The sequence below is a fragment of the Acinetobacter genomosp. 33YU genome (assembly GCF_001990725.1).
Lineage (GTDB): Bacteria > Pseudomonadota > Gammaproteobacteria > Pseudomonadales > Moraxellaceae > Acinetobacter > Acinetobacter seifertii.
Map to the genome: position 1 here is coordinate 273,287 of NZ_LFZQ01000005.1, position 17,177 is coordinate 290,463.

Sequence of the window (17,177 nt, forward strand, 5' to 3'; positions counted from 1 at the left end):
AAAAAAAGCCTCTTTACGAGGCTTTTTTTATTTAGATTTTAACGTTTTGGAAGTGGAATATACTGAGATTGGGTGTTTTGCGCTTTACGCTCCCCTACAGTCACAACAAAGTTTTGTTGTTTACCATCTCGTTCAACCAGTACATTAATTTCGCTATTTGGTGCTTGTAAAGCCACATAGTTAATTAAGTGAGAAGCTGAAGTGATCTGTTCATTATTTACTTGAACAATCTTATCGCCAACTTTAATACCAGCTGAAGCTGCTGGACCATTTTTCAATACATCAGCAACTACAACTCCGACCTGTTGTTTTGGTGCTAATACATCATCTTGCGTAGGTGGAAGTAAACTAATACCTAACCAACCACGGACTACACGACCATCTTTTAAAATAGAGTTGAGTACTTGTTGGCAAACTTTAGCAGGAATCGCAAAACCAATACCTAATGAACCACCAGATTGCGAGAAAATAGCAGTATTTACACCAATCAAGTTACCTGCGACATCAATTAACGCACCACCCGAGTTACCTGGGTTAATTGCAGCATCTGTTTGAATAAAGTCTTCGTAAGTATTGATTCCTAAATCTGAGCGACCAGTTGCGGAAACAATTCCCTGAGTTACTGTTTGACCCACACCAAATGGATTACCAATTGCTAAGACAACATCACCAACCTCATTACCACTCAATTTAAATGGCAATACTGGTAACTTATCTAAATCAATTTTAATCACTGCCAAATCTGTATCAGGATCTGTCCCGACAATTGTAGCTACGGCACGACGTCCGTCATGTAAAGCAACTACAATCTGGTCAGCTTGAGCAATCACATGATTATTCGTCAAGATATAACCATCGGCACGAACAATAACACCAGATCCTAAGCTATTTTCATTTTGCTGTTGTTGTTCAGGAACCTGATTTCCAAAAAATTCACGGAAGACAGGGTCACTCAATAAAGGATGATTTTGTTTAACTTTCTGGGTCGTAAAAATATTCACAACTGCCGGCGCTGCAACTTTTACAGCAGCGCTATAGGACACTACTCCGCCCGGTCGAGAAGTATCCACCAGTGGTTCAACTTTCTCAGCAGGCATTTGCACACCATCAACTGCAACAGTTGGCTTCGGCCGATGGTATTTCTGCCATGCGATAAAACTGGCAATTACAATAATAAGTAACACCCAAGGTAACCATGTAAAGGTGCGGCGCACGTTCATATCCTCTACGAAAAGAAGTTTTTAATTAAATTAATATATTGAACAAAAAGAGTTTTCAATTACGCATTTTAAATTAAATATGTCGATATACATAAAAAAGTCAAAAAAGATTTGTCTAGCTTTAGTTACACAACAAAATATGTTTCTATAGCTTTAGCAATTATTTACTACTCAATTCAGGAAATATCATGGCGAATTTGCATGAAATTATTCAGTGGTGTGATCAAACCTTAAAAGCGGCAGAATTTAAAGATTACGCACCAAATGGCCTGCAAATTGAAGGTTCAACTGAAGTAAAACGTATCGTTTGTGCCGTTACTGCTTCCGAAGATGCTATTGATGCAGCAATTGCTCAAAATGCAGACTTATTACTCGTGCACCACGGTTATTTTTGGAAAGGCGAACCGTACCCAATTACAGGAATGCGAGGTAAACGCATTAAAAAACTCATTCAAAATAATATTTCATTAGTCGCTTACCATCTGCCGTTAGATGCGCACCCAACTTTGGGCAACAATGTAGCGATTGCAGAAAAATTAAATTTACAGAATTTAGAACCTCTTGATTTAACCGAAAAACATCCGATTGGTAATATCGGTTATTTAGAACAAGCCCTTTCTGTAGAGGAATTTAAAACAAAACTACAAAATAGCTTTGATTTTAAGGTTATTCACTTACCGGCAGAAAAACAAACTATTCAAAAAATAGGCTTCTGTACAGGTGGTGCTCAAGATTATATTTCTAAAGCGGCGTTACAAAACTGTGATGCTTATATTTCTGGTGAAGTGAGTGAACGAACTTTTTACGAAGCTAAAGAATTAGGTGTTCATTATTTTGCCTGTGGTCACCATGCAACCGAACGTTATGGTGTTCAACGTTTGGCCCAAGCCATTTCAAAACAATTTGCAATTGAAGCTGAATATTTTGAATTGAATAATCCGATTTAATTAAGTCTTTTTTTCAATCTGTGTTATGCGTATTAATTAGATCTTTATTGTGTATAGTTCTTTAAAACGATGCCCTATTGTTACCAGAATCATTTACAATAGAGCCACTTAATTGTATAACCCAGCAAATGCAAGGAATAGGAACATGACAACCATTACTTTACCTGCACTTCCATATGGCTATGATGATTTAGCGCCACATATCAGTAAAGAAACTTTAGAATACCATCATGACAAACACCACAATACCTATGTTGTTAACTTAAACAACTTAATTAAAGGCACTGACCTTGAAGGTAAAACTTTAGAAGAAATCATTAAAGCAACTGCTGGTGATGCTTCTAAAGCTGGTATTTTCAACAATGCTGCTCAAGTTTGGAACCACACTTTCTACTGGAACAGCATGAAACCAAATGGTGGTGGTAAGCCTACTGGCGCAATCGCTGCTAAAATTGACGAAGCTTTCGGTAGCTACGAAAAATTTGCAGAAGAATTCGCTGCTGCTGCAACAACTCAGTTCGGTTCAGGTTGGGCTTGGTTAGTTGCTGATGAAGTAAACGGTAAACTTTCTATTACTAAAACTTCTAATGCAGACACTCCACTTGCTCATGGCCAAATTGCTGTATTAACAATTGACGTATGGGAACATGCTTACTACATCGATTTCCGTAACTTACGTCCTAAATACATTTCAACTTTCTTAGAAAGCCTTGTGAACTGGGACTATGCAAATGCAAAACTTGCAGGTCAACCCGCTGGTGTAGAGAAATAATTTTATTTCTTTATAAAAAACCACCCTTTTTAGGGTGGTTTTTTGTTTTTAGTGCAGTAAAAGCATATTAATCAAGCAAACGATTCATTTTCTTTAATATTCTTATTGACGCATTTAGATTTCATCCATAAAATGCGCATCAGATTCTCCAATAGCTCAGTCGGTAGAGCGACGGACTGTTAATCCGCAGGTCCCTGGTTCGAGCCCAGGTTGGAGAGCCATCTACTAATCTCCCATAGCTCAGTCGGTAGAGCGACGGACTGTTAATCCGCAGGTCCCTGGTTCGAGCCCAGGTGGGAGAGCCAAGATTCTAAAAGCCCACATTTATTGTGGGCTTTTTCTTTTCTAATGATTTAATAATTTTCCATTATTTTGAATAAAATCAATGTTTCGTGTATTTTTAAGCCAAACGATTAGATATTCCCTTTAATTCTCTTATTAACCCTTGACCTAGCTCCCTTTCCTCCCTAAAATCCTTTTCCAGATTCTCCCATAGCTCAGTCGGTAGAGCGACGGACTGTTAATCCGCAGGTCCCTGGTTCGAGCCCAGGTGGGAGAGCCAAGATTCTTAAAAACCCACTCATTACGAGTGGGTTTTTATTTGTATGATGTTGTCACATGTTCGAATCGAGTCATTTATTTTTTATTATTTTAGGCTGCTTAAGCACCTGCATTTTTCTTGTCGTTTGTTTACGTCCCTATTTATTTCAAAAACAAAAATTCTTTGCCCGCCCTGTCATTACCAATTTTGAAACTCAGATGTTTATCCGTTTGAAACAGAGTTTCCCTAGTTACCATGTTTTAGCTCAAGTGGCTTTTAGTGCTTTGATTACCAGTAATGATTATAAAGTTCGTAGTCAGTTCAACCGTAAAGTTACCGACTTTGTTGTGCTAAACGACAAAATGGAAGTCATCGCAATCATTGAGTTAGACGACCCTACCCATCTTGAGAAAGTAGAAGAAGACCGTATGCGTGATCAAATGCTTACAGAAGCAGGATATATCGTAAAACGTTATACAAGCATCCCTAGCGTACGCCAGCTACAAAAGGATATTCATTAACAGCACTGCTATTATTTCTTTTCAGAACCTGCAGCTTCTTTCTCCGCTATTCTTTTTTCCATTTCTAGACGTTGCTGCTCATACTGCTTTTTATTCTTAGCATCACTCTTTGCAGCAAAGAAAAGTATCCCAATAATCAAAAAAGGAATAAGCAAACCTAATCCCATTAATAACCAAGGAACAGACTTTTTTTCAACAGGTTGCTGGCTCATAAGTGTTTTAAACTCGAACGGTATCAATTTTCAGAATGCGTAACAATATAACAAAAAGGGCCCACTTTTGGACCCTTTTAATTTGAATATTTTAAATACACACTTATTGTGCTAATCCTGTACATTCAACATTTTTACTAGCATCTATTACCGATGGATCAAGCACTATATTTGTTTTAGCTGGCATCTTAGATTGAACAAATTGATAAATTTCAGCATTTCTACATACAATCGCTTGAGTGTGAGCAGCTCCTAGAACAGGTACAAATGTCACATCAGTTCCCATTTTTTTAAGACCATTTTGCAAGGCATCTGTAACTGGATATGGTACAGCCATATCAGCAGTACCTTGAACGATCATGACAGGTGAATTAATTTTTTTAGTCGCAGGCTGGTTATCAGCCAAGAATTTTTTCACAGTTGGGTTTTCTTGGAAATTACCCGCTAAACCTGGATAATCTGTAACTATTTTACCAGCATTAGTCGCAAGATAATCACGAATATCAGCCGCAAATTTATTATGTAAATCGGTTAAGCACATACCATTTTCGCCTGTGGTTCCCTCTGCGAACTCAGCAATACTTTGTGAACGTTGTTGGAAAATCTCACGATAATTAAATTTAGGCTCATAAGCCGTAATACCTACTGTGGTATATGCAGCATATGCAAGTAGCTCAGCATAAACTTCGACAGCCGTACCAATAGGTGCTGTACCAGCTTGCTCTTTTTTAAGAATATCTTGAATTGCTTGTGGTGCAACTACAGAAATAATATAGCCAAGACTAGAAGCTGGTGCCGTTGCAACTGCACCTTTATAGTTGGTGTCGTTATTTGCAAATTCCGCAGTACCTAGTGAAGCATGCCCACCTTGAGACTGCCCAATCGACATCCATGCGCCGTTTAGCTGATTACCATAGTGATCTTTTGCCGCTTTAACTGCTGCAATTGCAGATTTAGCTTCACTTCCCAAATTAAGGTATGGATGCATTCCACGCGTACCTAAACCTTCATAATCTGGGGCAATCACAACATAGCCTGCCGCCAATAATGTATCCGCTAAAATTTTGAAACGTGGATTAATTGTATTATTGCTTGGTGCACAGCCATCTCCTACACCTACTGTTCCATGCTCCCATACCACCACCCGATAGCCATCTTTAGGTTGTGCAATTTTAGGGAACATAACAAGAGCTGTTGCTTGAGCAGTTTTGCCTTGTACATTCTCCATGTTATAAGTCATAACTTTAATAGATGCGGCACCGCTTAAACTATCTTGAGAATAAGTTTTCTCAGAAATATACGTTTGATCAGGATTTACACCAATATAGTCATCATTATTGTCATTACACGCTGTAAGAAATAATGCTGAAACTGATAATGTTATAGCTAAAGCAATGTTTGACCGTTTCATAAAATATCCTTTTTATGTGTTATTTATTCCGCATATTTTTTATGCACAAATATTAAGACATAAAAAAAGTGCTCTGCATAGAACACTTTTCAACCTTACGGTCATTTTTACTATATGAAATTTAAAAATATTCCTAGAAAAATGATTAATCCAACCCAGCGATTGTGACGGAATGCCCAGAAACAAACCTGAGGATTGCGGTCTTTGGTTTTAATTGTTTGATATACAAAATCGAATGCCACTAAAACCAAAGCAATGATAGCCCATGGAAATAAAATATTTTCTAAATATAATGCGCTTCCAATCAAAACAAGGCTGGTTACTTGTAAAAGTGCAATAATTTGGATGTCATAACGCCCAAAAAGAATAGCGGTAGATTTCACGCCAATTTTTAAATCATATTCACGGTCTGTAATTGCGTATTGAGTGTCATAAGCCACTGTCCAAGCCAAATTTCCAAAATAGAGCAACCAACAAGTTAGATCTGGAGTTTTACCTACAGCAGTAAAAGCCATAGGAATCGACCATGAAAATGCCGCTCCTAAAAATACCTGTGGCAAGTTGGTATAGCGTTTCATAAATGGATAAATAAACGCTAAAAATAATGCTCCAAATGACCAGTAGAAAGTTTCTATAGGTAAAAAAAACAAAAGACATGCGCTTGCTAAAACAAGGCCCAAGAAGACATATACTGCTTCCCTTGCACGGATAACACCCGTTGCTAAAGGACGTGTTTTTGTACGCTCTACATGACCATCTACTTTACGATCAGCAAAGTCATTAATAGCACATCCAGCGGCGCGCATAAAAATGACGCCTAAAATCATGACGAATAGAATATCTAAATGAGGTATTCCTTTTGATGCAACCCAAAGTGCCCACATGGTTGGCCAAAACACCAGTTCGGTTCCAATTGGCTTATCAAATCGACATAGATAATAATAAGCTTCTAAACGCTGACGCCATGTTGTACCTGTTGCAGTCGTCATAGTAATTCCTTGTCGTGCTGCTGATATAAAAAAGCTTCAAAAGCTGGTAAGAATGTTTCTTGAACAATAAATTTACACCCATGCCAAGTATAGCAACTTTGTCGCGTCCAGCCTTCTGGTAAGCGAATAACACGGCGATCACACAGTGGGGTTGTTCTTTGAAATAAAAACCGGCCTATCGGTTTAGAACCAATATGCTGAAATATACGGGCTTTTTTTTGTAAGCTTTGAATTGGAAAAATACTTTTTGCTTTAACCCACGGCTCTACTTCACAACCATATAAATAAGTTTCCCTCACCCATGAAGTGTGGGTATGAGGCATATTCATCCATTGACTGTCTGCAAAAGTTAACCGTTGAAAATGTTCTTTGAAAGGTTTTACGCTGAACTGTCCACCGCCAAGTTCAGTCAATTGTTGTGTCAGAGAACCAGACGCATACAACCATGTTTTCAATGCAGGATTTAAAACTTGTTCCTGTTTAAGTACTGGTTGACGTTTACGCATAATCTGCTCACATGAAAACTCGCACCTAGTTTACCCCAATTTTTTGATAAAAAACGTAGAGAATTCAATCAACATTCCAAGCAATAAAAAAGCCTGCATAAGCAGGCTTTTTTACGAAATACGTATTACAAGCTGTAGTACATATCGAATTCAACTGGGTGAGTAGTCGTGTTAAGACGACGTACATCTTCAGTTTTAAGTTCGATGTATGCATCAAGCATTTCTTTAGTGAACACGCCGCCTTTTAACAAGAATTCGTGATCTGCTTGAAGTGCTTCAAGAGCCATATCTAAGCTATGAGCAACTGTTGGGATTTTTGCTTCTTCTTCTGGAGGAAGATCATACAAGTTCTTGTCAGCAGCTTCGCCCGGATGGATCTTGTTTTGGATACCGTCGATACCAGCCATTAATAATGCAGCGAAACCTAAGTACGGGTTCATCATTGGGTCTGGGAAACGAGCTTCGATACGCTTACCTTTAGGGCTAGAAACGTATGGAATACGGATAGACGCAGAACGGTTACGTGCTGAGTAAGCAAGCATAATTGGTGCTTCGAAGTGAGGAACCAAACGCTTGTACGAGTTTGTAGATGGGTTTGTGATTGCATTCAATGCACGAGCGTGCTTGATGATACCACCGATGAAGTACAATGCCATTTCTGAAAGGCCTGCATATTCATCACCAGCAAACAAGTTCTTGCCATCTTTAGAGATAGACATGTGAACGTGCATACCAGAACCGTTATCACCTACCATTGGTTTAGGCATAAACGTAGCTGTTTTTGCATATTGATGTGCAACGTTCCAAACAGCATATTTGAACTGTTGAACTTCGTCAGCTTTACGAACAAGAGTATTGAAGCTCACACCAATTTCTAACTGGCAAGAAGCAACTTCGTGGTGATGTACTTCTACACGACCTGGACCCATGATGTCTTCGATTTTTGCACACATTTCTGCACGCATATCTTGTGAAGAATCAACTGGAGGAACTGGGAAGTAACCGCCTTTCACACGTGGACGGTGACCAGAGTTACCAGACTCATAGCTGTTACCAGTAGACCAAGCAGCTTCTTCAGCGATTAATGTATGACGAGCGCCAGACATATCGATGTCCCATTTCACTTCGTCAAATACAAAGAATTCTGGTTCTGGACCGAAGAATGCAGTATCACCGATACCTGTAGATTTTAAATATTCTTCTGCACGGCGAGCAATCGAACGTGGGTCACGCTCATAACCTTGACCAGTTGAAGGTTCAATAACGTCACAAGTCACAACTACAGTTGGTTCAGCAAAGAACGGGTCGATGAAACCAGTTTCTGCATCTGGACGTAAGATCATGTCAGACGCTTCAATGCCTTTCCAACCAGCGATTGAAGAACCATCAAACATTTTACCGTCTTCAAAAGTATCTTCATCAATAGAATCAGCTGGGTAAGTTACATGCTGTTCTTTACCCTTAGTATCAGTAAAGCGAAAATCGACCCATTTTGCGCCACTTTCTTGTATGAGTTGAAGGACCTTGTTCGCCATGCTCATTTTGCTCCAATGAAATTTTGTTGCACTTGTTGAGTGCGTGTTAGTTGCTGGTATTTATAAAGCAATTCTCATACCAACTTTATAAGACTTACCTAAAACATTGAATTACTTATATCTATTCATGATTTAGGCCCCTTGTCTTGAACCCATTATACTGTTTGAATGTGCAAATGCACCATATTCACACATTTTCAAATTATGGCATATTTAAACAGCTCATTATTGCCCTAATTTAGTGCAAAATTGTTGCACTGATATAACCCACTGCATCAATTTCTAACAGTCATTCCTGATCATAATACTTTCTTATATATAATGTTGAGATTGTCATCAGATTACACAAAAAATTTTACGGGTCTTAAAGTCACAGATCTCACTCATTTTTACGATGCTTAAATGAGTCAAGCTAACTCATTAAACGACCCAAATAAGCTTTTTGCTGTTTACTAACAATCTAATAAATAGTTTTCATTTTTATGAATTCTTATCTTTCATTTTAGCACTATGCAATTCTTTGATTCAGCAAATGAACACTGATCATAATTAATCCCTACTCCCTAACCACACTATTCATGTTCTTTTTCATTCACTTTTTTTATACAAGGTAAATTTGCTTTTATTATTAAAAATAACTAAAAAATAAAATATAAATTTTGGTTATAAATAATCAAACTAAAAGTTATGTTTATAAAAAAACAGAAAATCATTCAAGGATTTGAATAATGAAACATGAACTTAAACAGCCAGATAAAGCATTTTTTGGTCATCCTAAACCGCTACAAGGCTTATTTTTTACAGAGCTTTGGGAAAGGTTTTCTTATTATGGTATCCAGCCTTTACTTATTCTCTACATGATTGCTATGGTCAATGAGGGTGGCCTAGCACTCGACCGACCAACGGCTGCCGCTATTGTTGGGTTATTTGCAGGTTCAATGTATTTAATGACCGTCTTTGGTGGATGGGTTGCAGATAACTGGTTAGGGCAAGCACGTGCTGTCTGGTATGGATCAATTATTATTGCCTTAGGTCATTTATCAATTGCCCTTAGCTCTCTGTTTAATCAGTCTTTCTTTTACTTAGGTTTAGTATTGATTGTTTTAGGTACCGGATTATTTAAAACCTGTATTTCAGTGATTGTAGGAACACTATATAAAACTCATGACGCAAGGCGTGATGCAGGTTTTTCTATTTTTTACATGGGAATTAACATGGGGTCTTTTATTGCCCCACTCATAACGGGACTGTTGGTACAAAATCATGGCTGGCATTTAGGCTTTGGTATTGGTGGCATCGGGATGTTAATTGCTTTATTAATTTTCCGCTTTTTTGCACTCCCGCAACTTCAAACTTTTAATGAGTTACGTCAGGAAACCAACACCTGTAATAAACCTGTTGTAGATAATAAAAATGCACCCAAAATTGTATTTAGTTTTTTATTCGTAGTTGCGATGATTATTGCGTTAACTTTGTTTGGGATTATCCACATTAACCCAGTCGTGGTAGCAACCTACTTAACCATAGGAATTGGCCTAGGAATTATTGCTTACTTTGCTTATTTATTGCTTTTCCTTAATTTAGATCAAAACGACAAATTTAAAATTATTATTTGTTTTGTGCTATTGATCACTTCCGCTCTTTTTTGGTCTGCTTTTGAACAAAAACCAACATCTTTTAATTTATTTGCTCAGGACTATACAAACCGCAATGTTTTAGGCTTTGAAATTCCAACCGTATGGTTCCAGTCTATTAATGCCTTTTTTATCATTATTTTTGCCCCAATTGCAGCATGGCTATGGGCAAAACTAGGCAAATCGAATAAAGACCCCAATTACATTTCAAAATTTATTATTGCGCTTTTACTTGCGGCAGGCGGATTTTTAGTAATGTCATTTGCTAGCCGTTTTGCGATAAGTGATGGTTTGGTTTCGCCATTTTGGATTGTAGGCAGTTTATTTTTACTTACGCTAGGAGAACTCTGCCTAAGTCCGATTGGTTTATCGACCATGACCAAACTTGCACCAAATGTAATTCGTGGGCAAATTATGGGACTATGGTTTACAGGTACTGCTTTAGGTAATCTCATGGCAGGCCTAATTGGCGGACAAGTTTCAGCAGATGCGATCGAACATTTACCTAGTTTATTTATGCGCTGCGTATTGGCGTTGGTTATTGGCGCAATCGTGTTATTTTTATTAAAGAAACCCCTGAATAAATTAATGAATAAAACTAGCAACAAAGTTCAACCTAATTTGGAAACGATATGACCGACTTAACTGTTCCAGAAAAACTAGCAAAACTTCGTGAACTCATGACCACTCAACACGTTGATGCTTTGATTGTTATGAGTGCAGATCCTCATATGTCAGAGTATTTACCTGACTACTGGAAAGCAAGGCAGTGGTTAAGCGGTTTTAATGGTTCGGTTGGTACACTCGTCGTGACTCAAAACTTTGCTGGCCTCTGGGCAGATGGCCGCTATTGGGTGCAAGCCGAACAACAACTTGCTGGAACTGGATTTCAATTACAAAAGCTGACCAGTGATGAGTCTTCAACACATCTCGCGTGGATTGAGAAAAATTTATCAACTGATTCAGTTATTTCAGTAAACGGTCAAACGCTTTCAATCCAGCAATTTAAGGCTTTAGAAGCTACAGCAAAACAACGCGGTTTTAAACTTGAAACACAGCAAGATTTAATCGGTTCAATCTGGTCCAACCGCCCTGAACTTCCTTCAGAGCAGATTCATTTAATGTCCGAAGGCTTAAATGCACTATCTCGTAAAGAAAAAATTCAGGCGCTTCGTGAGACATTAGCTAACAAGAATATTACGGGTCATTTTATTTCATCTTTAGATGATATTGCATGGCTCCTAAATGCACGTGGGCAAGATGTAGAATATAACCCAGTATTCCTTTCGCATTTATATATCAGTGCTCAACAAGCTGTTTTATTCATTGATAGCAACAAAGTCGATTCAATCACTCAGCAGGCTTTCAAAGCAGATGGCATTGAGATCCGTGACTATCAAAATTCAGCTCAATTTTTAGCAAATATTTCTGATGCTTCAGTGCTTTTAGATCCAGCGAAAGTATCGGTTTTTCATGAACAAGCGATCGCAAAAGATATTCGGATTGTCTACGACATCAACCCAAGTACACTTTTTAAATCGCGTAAACATGAAAGTGAGATAGCTCATATCCGTCACGCCATGGTGAAAGATGGGGTTGCACTATGTCACTTTTTTCACTGGTTGGAAAAAGCACTTCATCATGGTGAAAGCATTTCAGAGTTGACTATTGATGAGAAAATTACAGCTTTCCGTGCTGAGCAAGAGGGTTTTATAGGCCCAAGTTTTTCAACGATTGCTGGCTTTAATGCCAATGGTGCTCTACCCCATTACCGTGCAACTGAAGAACACTACTCATTTATTCAAGGCGATGGCCTATTACTAATTGACTCTGGCGGGCAATATAGTGATGGAACAACGGATATTACCCGTGTTGTTCCCATCGGGATACCAACAGAGCAACAAAAACGTGACTATACTCTGGTTTTAAAGTGTCATATTGCTTTGGCAAAAACCATTTATCCAGAAGGTTTAGCTGCTCCTCTACTCGATTCAATTTGTCGTCATACTTTATGGCAACATGGTTTAGATTATCGCCATGGAACAGGCCACGGCGTAGGCTTTGCGCTTAACGTTCATGAAGGTCCGCAAGTTCTTTCTTATTACGCGCCTATACATGCCCATAGCAAACTACGCGCGGGAATGATTATTTCTAACGAGCCAGGTCTTTACCATGAGGGACAATACGGTATCCGTATTGAAAATCTCGTTGCAAACCGTCTCCACTCTGGATTTGAAAAAACTTACGGTGAATTTTTAGAGTTTGAAACGCTAACCCTTTGCCCGATTCATTTAGATTGTATCGTTATTGATCTGCTAACGAATGAAGAAAAAGATTGGTTAAATGGTTACCATCAAACTGTTCAAGAAAGATTAGCTGAACACGTGTCTGGCGATGTTTTAGATTGGCTGATTTATAACACACGTAAGATTTAATCTTCTTTTATGAATAAGGCAGAATAATTTTTATTTCCAATACAAGTTTATTTTGCCTTATTTCTACTTACTGTAATTTTAAAAAGCACCCATTCCCAAAGCTTTTTTTGGCAAATTTCTAACGAATGAAATAGTTAAACTGGTTACTTCTTTTTTTGCTATATTAGCCCATTAGAAAGCGGCTTCTTATTTTATATATCTAGAAAGCCCTTTCTAAAAACGGGTATCAATATGGGTAACTATTTTAGTCACTTATTAAATATATATTAATTATCATGAGGTTAAGTTCATCATGCTTCTAATGATCGACAATTACGACTCTTTTACCTACAACATCGTCCAGTATTTTGGCGAGTTGAATCAGGAAGTAAAAGTAGTTCGCAATGATCAAGTCACATTAGAGGATATTGAACGATGGCAACCTAAATATCTGGTTATTGGTCCTGGTCCTTGCTCCCCAAGTGAAGCTGGTATTTCAATTCCTGCAATTAACCACTTTGCCGGAAAAATTCCTTTGCTTGGCGTGTGTTTAGGACATCAAAGTATTGGGCAAGCTTTTGGCGGAAACATTGTAAGAGCCAAAACAGTGATGCACGGACGTTTATCTGATATGTACCATAGCAATAAAGGTATTTTCAGTAATCTCCCTAGCCCATTCTCGGCAACTCGTTATCATTCGTTGGTGATCGATCAGCAAACTCTGCCTGACTGCCTTGAAGTAACGTGCTGGACTAATGAAGCAGATGGCTCAATGGAAGAAATCATGGGTGTTAAACATAAGACATTGCCTGTTGAAGGCGTGCAGTTCCATCCTGAATCAATCTTGAGTCAACATGGCCATCAAATCTTTAAAAACTTTTTAGATATTTATGCATAAGTGATCCCTATGAATATTCAACAAGCACTTAACCATATAACAAAAAATATTCACCTGACTCAGCCGCAAATGGAAGACATTATGCGTAGCATCATGCAAGGTGAGGCAACCGAAGCACAAATTGGTGCTTTGATGATGGGCCTTCGCATGAAAGGTGAAAGTATTGACGAAATTACTGCTGCTGCACGTGTCATGCGTGAATTTGCGATCAAAATTGATGTCAGTGATATCAAATATTTAGTTGACATTGTCGGCACGGGTGGCGATGGTCAAAACTTATTTAATGTCTCTACCGCTTCAAGCTTTGTAATTGCGGCGGCAGGTGCAACCATTGCCAAACATGGTAACCGTGGCGTTTCAAGCAAATCAGGTTCATCTGATTTACTTGAGCAAGCAGGTATTAATCTTGATTTAGACATGCAACAAACTGAACGCTGTATCCGTGAGATGGGTGTAGGGTTTTTATTTGCTCCAAACCACCACAAAGCAATGAAATATGCTGTTGGACCACGTAGAGAGCTTGGTGTTCGCAGTATCTTTAATTTACTTGGCCCGCTTACGAATCCGGCTGGTGTAAAACGTTTTGTGATTGGGGTATTTTCAGATGAACTTTGTCGTCCAATTGCCGAAGTAATGAAGCAACTTGGTGCTGAACATGTGATGGTGGTTCATTCAAGAGATGGGCTTGATGAAATTAGCCTTGCAGCTCCTACAACTGTTGCTGAACTCAAAGACGGTGAAATTACTGAATGGACACTTACCCCTGAAGATGTCGGGATTGAGTCACAAACTTTAAACGGTTTAGTGGTTGCGGATGCTGCTTCCAGCTTAAAGCTGATTAAAGATGCATTAGGTAAAAATAAAACTGATATTGGTGAAAAAGCAGCAAATATGATCGCGCTTAATGCGGGTGCTGGTATTTATGTGGCGGGTATTACCAAAACTTATGCTCAGGCTGTTACCTTCGCTCAAGATATTATTTACGGCGGACAAGCTTTAGAAAAAATGAGTGTTTTGGCTGAATTTACCAAAACATTAAAACAATGCCAGGCAGATTAAGGACTTCTCATGATTAATATTCAAAATACCATTTTAGGTAAAATTGTTGACCGTAAACATGAGGAACTTGCTGCGCGTTTAAAACAACGTAATTTGCAAGATGTTGAAGAATTAGCAAAAGCTGCAACACCAGTGCGTGGCTTTGCAAATGCTTTAAAACATAAACGTCCGGGTGTAATTGCTGAAATTAAAAAAGCGTCTCCATCAAAAGGAGTTATTCGCGCGGATTTTAATCCTGCTGAAATTGCCCAGCAATATGAACAAGCTGGAGCAGCCTGTTTATCGGTACTGACTGATGTTGATTTCTTTCAGGGTGCAGATGAAAATATTGCGATTGCTCGCAATCATTGTGCCCTGCCTGCTTTGCGTAAAGATTTCTTGGTCGATCCATACAATGTAGTTGAAGCACGTGCTTTGCATGCTGACTGTATTTTATTAATCGTTGCTTGTTTATCTGACCAGCAACTCGAAGAAATGTCAAAAACTGCGTTTGAACATCAACTAGATGTATTGGTTGAAGTTCATGACGAAGAAGAAATGGAACGCGCGTTAAAGCTTTCTGAACAATGTTTATTAGGTGTGAATAACCGTAATTTAAAAACGTTTGATGTAGATTTAAATACGTCTATCCGATTGAAAAAATTACTTCCAGCCTCACGTTTATTAATTACTGAAAGCGGTATTGCGACGCCAGACGATGTGCATATGATGCAAGAGCATGATATTCACAGCTTCTTGGTCGGCGAAAGTTTTATGAAACAACCACGTCCAGATCAAGCTTTTACTGCTCTTTTTGGACAACCTCAAACGGTTTAATGAAGATATATGAGTAATAAAGATTCATCGCTTTCTAAAGAGCAACAAAAATTATTGAAGCAATTTAAAAAGCAAATCTCCAATCCTCATTCAAGCAAAATCGCAAATCAGCCTGAGACTAAAAAATCTCAGGCTGAGCCTGAAGAATTGGGAGATACACATTTGTTTCAACAAGCTGTTGCAGGTGTTAAACGCATCAACAATAGTAATGTGGCTAATGTCAAACCACCTCGTGCCAAAAAAGTCGATGCACAAACACTAGCTAAACGTGCAGCTGCCGAAGGTGGCCGTGATACCGAACATGCTGAATTGTCAGACACTCAAGCTGCTTTAAATCCAGTCGCAAGCCAAGCTTCATTAAGCTATCGCATTGCAACACTTCAACATAAGGTGTTTGAAGACTTAAAAGCAGGCAAGATGCGTTGGTTTGAAGCTGTAGATCTACACGGCTGTACCATTGAACAAGCGCGTGACGCAGTTTTACAAATTATCCAGATGGCAAAAGATGAAAATCAAAATGTCATTAAAATTGTACATGGTAAAGGCCCCGAAGCGGTCTTAAAAACCTATGTCAACGGATGGTTACGCCAACATCGTGATGTTTTAGCCTTTGTAAGTGCTCCAGAAAATCAAGGTGGCACAGGTGCCGTTCTCGTGCTGCTTAAACGCGCAGAAAAAAATCCAAAGTTCGAACAAAAAAAATGATCCTTTGGGATCATTTTTTTACATCAAACACCTGCAATAATTGAGCAACTACTGCAATGGCAATCATTGCAGGTTGTTTCGATGAAATTCCTTCTACCCCGATCGGGCAAACCAAACGTTGTAATGTTTCTGGGGTGTAACCACGTACTTGCATACGCTTTTCAAAAATAGCTCTTTTACTTTTTGAACCAATCATTCCGACATAAGCAAATGGTTTCGCCGTAGGTTTTAAGGCTGTAAAACACAATTGCAAATCTAGTTGATGATCGTGCGTTAAAATTAAAATTGCCCCCGAACGATCAAATTGCTCGATCTCCGCGTCTAAAGTATCAGTCGTTATACATTGCACCTGTTGCAGTAAATCGGATGGAAAAATATCATCACGCTGATCAATCCATTTCACCCGAACTCCAATAGGCAATAAACAACGAACAATTGCTTCACCCACATGCCCTGCTCCACAAATCAGCACTTGCATAGCATAAGGTTTTATCTGCTGGCTAAATTGCCATACTTCACTGCTGCCAGAATGAAACTCGAAACTTGGTTGTTGTTCTATATCCATAGTCTGCCAAGTGGACACATATTGATGTGAGACTTTACGCCCTATACGCTGACCAGCTCGCCATGCTTGTAAAATCGCAGATAAATCCGATGTGATCGCACTGGGTAATATTTTTTCAAACAATAACCACATCACCCCGCCACAACACTGTCCCAACCGAGCACTGAGGTTAAAGCGTTCAATACGCATCACTGAAGTTTCCATTTCACTTAACATTGCTTTAGCAATATCAATAGCCTGAAACTCTAGATGCCCGCCACCGATCGTATCTGACTGCTGCCATTGCTGTTGCAAATTAAACCGCAATAACATGGTTGCACCAACTTCTCGTGGTGTTGAACCATCAGCGCGAACTACTGTGACCAATACCATAGGCAGAGCATCGACTTGCCACGCCACAAAATCAGTCCACCATTGTAAATGTTGCATAAT

Annotated in this window: 15 protein-coding genes, 3 tRNA genes and 1 pseudogene; 12 read left to right on the forward strand and 7 right to left on the reverse strand. The window is 38.8% G+C overall.

Annotated elements, in window-relative coordinates; genetic code table 11:
- Positions 1-38 precede the first annotated feature (38 nt).
- Entirely contained in the window at positions 39-1,214 is a 1,176-nt protein-coding gene (locus AC056_RS05985) for a S1C family serine protease (protein ID WP_039250788.1), read from the reverse strand.
- A 194-nt stretch (positions 1,215-1,408) separates the two neighbouring features.
- On the opposite strand from AC056_RS05985, the gene AC056_RS05990 reads away from it, so the two are divergent.
- The 6 genes from AC056_RS05990 to AC056_RS06015 all read left to right on the forward strand — a co-directional run bounded on the left by AC056_RS05990 (position 1,409) and on the right by AC056_RS06015 (position 4,001).
- Positions 1,409-2,167 carry a Nif3-like dinuclear metal center hexameric protein gene (locus tag AC056_RS05990; protein ID WP_077163012.1) on the forward strand — a complete coding sequence of 253 codons (759 nt, stop codon included), beginning with the start codon at positions 1,409-1,411 and terminating at the stop codon, positions 2,165-2,167.
- A gap of 145 nt (positions 2,168-2,312) precedes the next feature.
- Positions 2,313-2,939, forward strand: a complete 627-nt coding sequence (locus AC056_RS05995; protein ID WP_004700390.1) for a superoxide dismutase — start codon at positions 2,313-2,315, stop codon at positions 2,937-2,939.
- A gap of 145 nt (positions 2,940-3,084) precedes the next feature.
- A tRNA-Asn gene (locus AC056_RS06000) sits at positions 3,085-3,160 on the forward strand.
- 8 nt (positions 3,161-3,168) lie between these two features.
- A tRNA-Asn gene (locus AC056_RS06005) sits at positions 3,169-3,244 on the forward strand.
- 181 nt (positions 3,245-3,425) lie between these two features.
- Positions 3,426-3,501 (forward strand) — tRNA-Asn (locus AC056_RS06010).
- Positions 3,502-3,557: 56 nt separating this feature from the next.
- Positions 3,558-4,001, forward strand: coding sequence for a DUF2726 domain-containing protein (locus AC056_RS06015; RefSeq protein WP_004700388.1), 444 nt, complete (start codon positions 3,558-3,560; stop codon positions 3,999-4,001).
- 11 nt (positions 4,002-4,012) lie between these two features.
- Here the strand turns inward: AC056_RS06015 and AC056_RS06020 are convergent, their stop codons facing one another.
- From AC056_RS06020 to glnA, 5 genes are all read right to left on the reverse strand, one after another.
- On the reverse strand, positions 4,013-4,213 hold the full coding sequence (locus tag AC056_RS06020; protein ID WP_025465164.1) for a hypothetical protein: 201 nt from the start codon (positions 4,211-4,213) through the stop codon (positions 4,013-4,015).
- 103 nt (positions 4,214-4,316) lie between these two features.
- Entirely contained in the window at positions 4,317-5,624 is a 1,308-nt protein-coding gene (locus AC056_RS06025) for an alpha/beta hydrolase family protein (protein WP_019457769.1), read from the reverse strand.
- 110 nt (positions 5,625-5,734) lie between these two features.
- Positions 5,735-6,613 carry a 4-hydroxybenzoate octaprenyltransferase gene (ubiA, locus tag AC056_RS06030; protein ID WP_077163013.1) on the reverse strand — a complete coding sequence of 293 codons (879 nt, stop codon included), beginning with the start codon at positions 6,611-6,613 and terminating at the stop codon, positions 5,735-5,737.
- Positions 6,610-7,119: a chorismate--pyruvate lyase family protein gene (locus AC056_RS06035; protein ID WP_049066535.1), complete on the reverse strand. Its 510-nt coding sequence runs from the start codon at positions 7,117-7,119 to the stop codon at positions 6,610-6,612. The genes ubiA and AC056_RS06035 overlap by 4 nt, the downstream gene beginning before the upstream one ends.
- A 125-nt stretch (positions 7,120-7,244) precedes the next feature.
- On the reverse strand, positions 7,245-8,660 hold the full coding sequence (gene glnA, locus AC056_RS06040; protein ID WP_171057781.1) for a type I glutamate--ammonia ligase: 1,416 nt from the start codon (positions 8,658-8,660) through the stop codon (positions 7,245-7,247).
- A 702-nt stretch (positions 8,661-9,362) separates the two neighbouring features.
- On the opposite strand from glnA, the pseudogene AC056_RS06045 reads away from it, so the two are divergent.
- From AC056_RS06045 to AC056_RS06070, 6 genes and pseudogenes are all read left to right on the forward strand, one after another.
- Positions 9,363-10,924, forward strand: a pseudogene (locus tag AC056_RS06045) (peptide MFS transporter).
- A complete protein-coding gene (locus AC056_RS06050) occupies positions 10,921-12,723 on the forward strand; it encodes an aminopeptidase P family protein (protein WP_077163015.1) in 1,803 nt (600 codons plus the stop codon). Before AC056_RS06045 ends, AC056_RS06050 begins: the two are co-directional and overlap by 4 nt.
- A gap of 292 nt (positions 12,724-13,015) precedes the next feature.
- Positions 13,016-13,600: an anthranilate synthase component II gene (locus tag AC056_RS06055; protein ID WP_039250772.1), complete on the forward strand. Its 585-nt coding sequence runs from the start codon at positions 13,016-13,018 to the stop codon at positions 13,598-13,600.
- A gap of 9 nt (positions 13,601-13,609) precedes the next feature.
- Positions 13,610-14,659 (forward strand): anthranilate phosphoribosyltransferase, encoded by a 1,050-nt coding sequence (gene trpD, locus AC056_RS06060; protein ID WP_049064964.1) that lies wholly within the window; start codon positions 13,610-13,612, stop codon positions 14,657-14,659.
- Positions 14,660-14,668: 9 nt separating this feature from the next.
- Positions 14,669-15,475 (forward strand): indole-3-glycerol phosphate synthase TrpC, encoded by an 807-nt coding sequence (gene trpC / locus AC056_RS06065; protein ID WP_077163016.1) that lies wholly within the window; start codon positions 14,669-14,671, stop codon positions 15,473-15,475.
- A gap of 9 nt (positions 15,476-15,484) precedes the next feature.
- Complete coding sequence (locus tag AC056_RS06070) at positions 15,485-16,180, forward strand: Smr/MutS family protein (protein ID WP_077163017.1); 696 nt, start codon at positions 15,485-15,487, stop codon at positions 16,178-16,180.
- Between the two features lie 10 nt (positions 16,181-16,190).
- On the opposite strand, the gene xdhC is transcribed toward AC056_RS06070, so the two are convergent.
- Positions 16,191-17,174, reverse strand: a complete 984-nt coding sequence (gene xdhC / locus AC056_RS06075) for a xanthine dehydrogenase accessory protein XdhC (RefSeq protein ID WP_077163018.1) — start codon at positions 17,172-17,174, stop codon at positions 16,191-16,193.
- Positions 17,175-17,177: the final 3 nt, after the last annotated feature.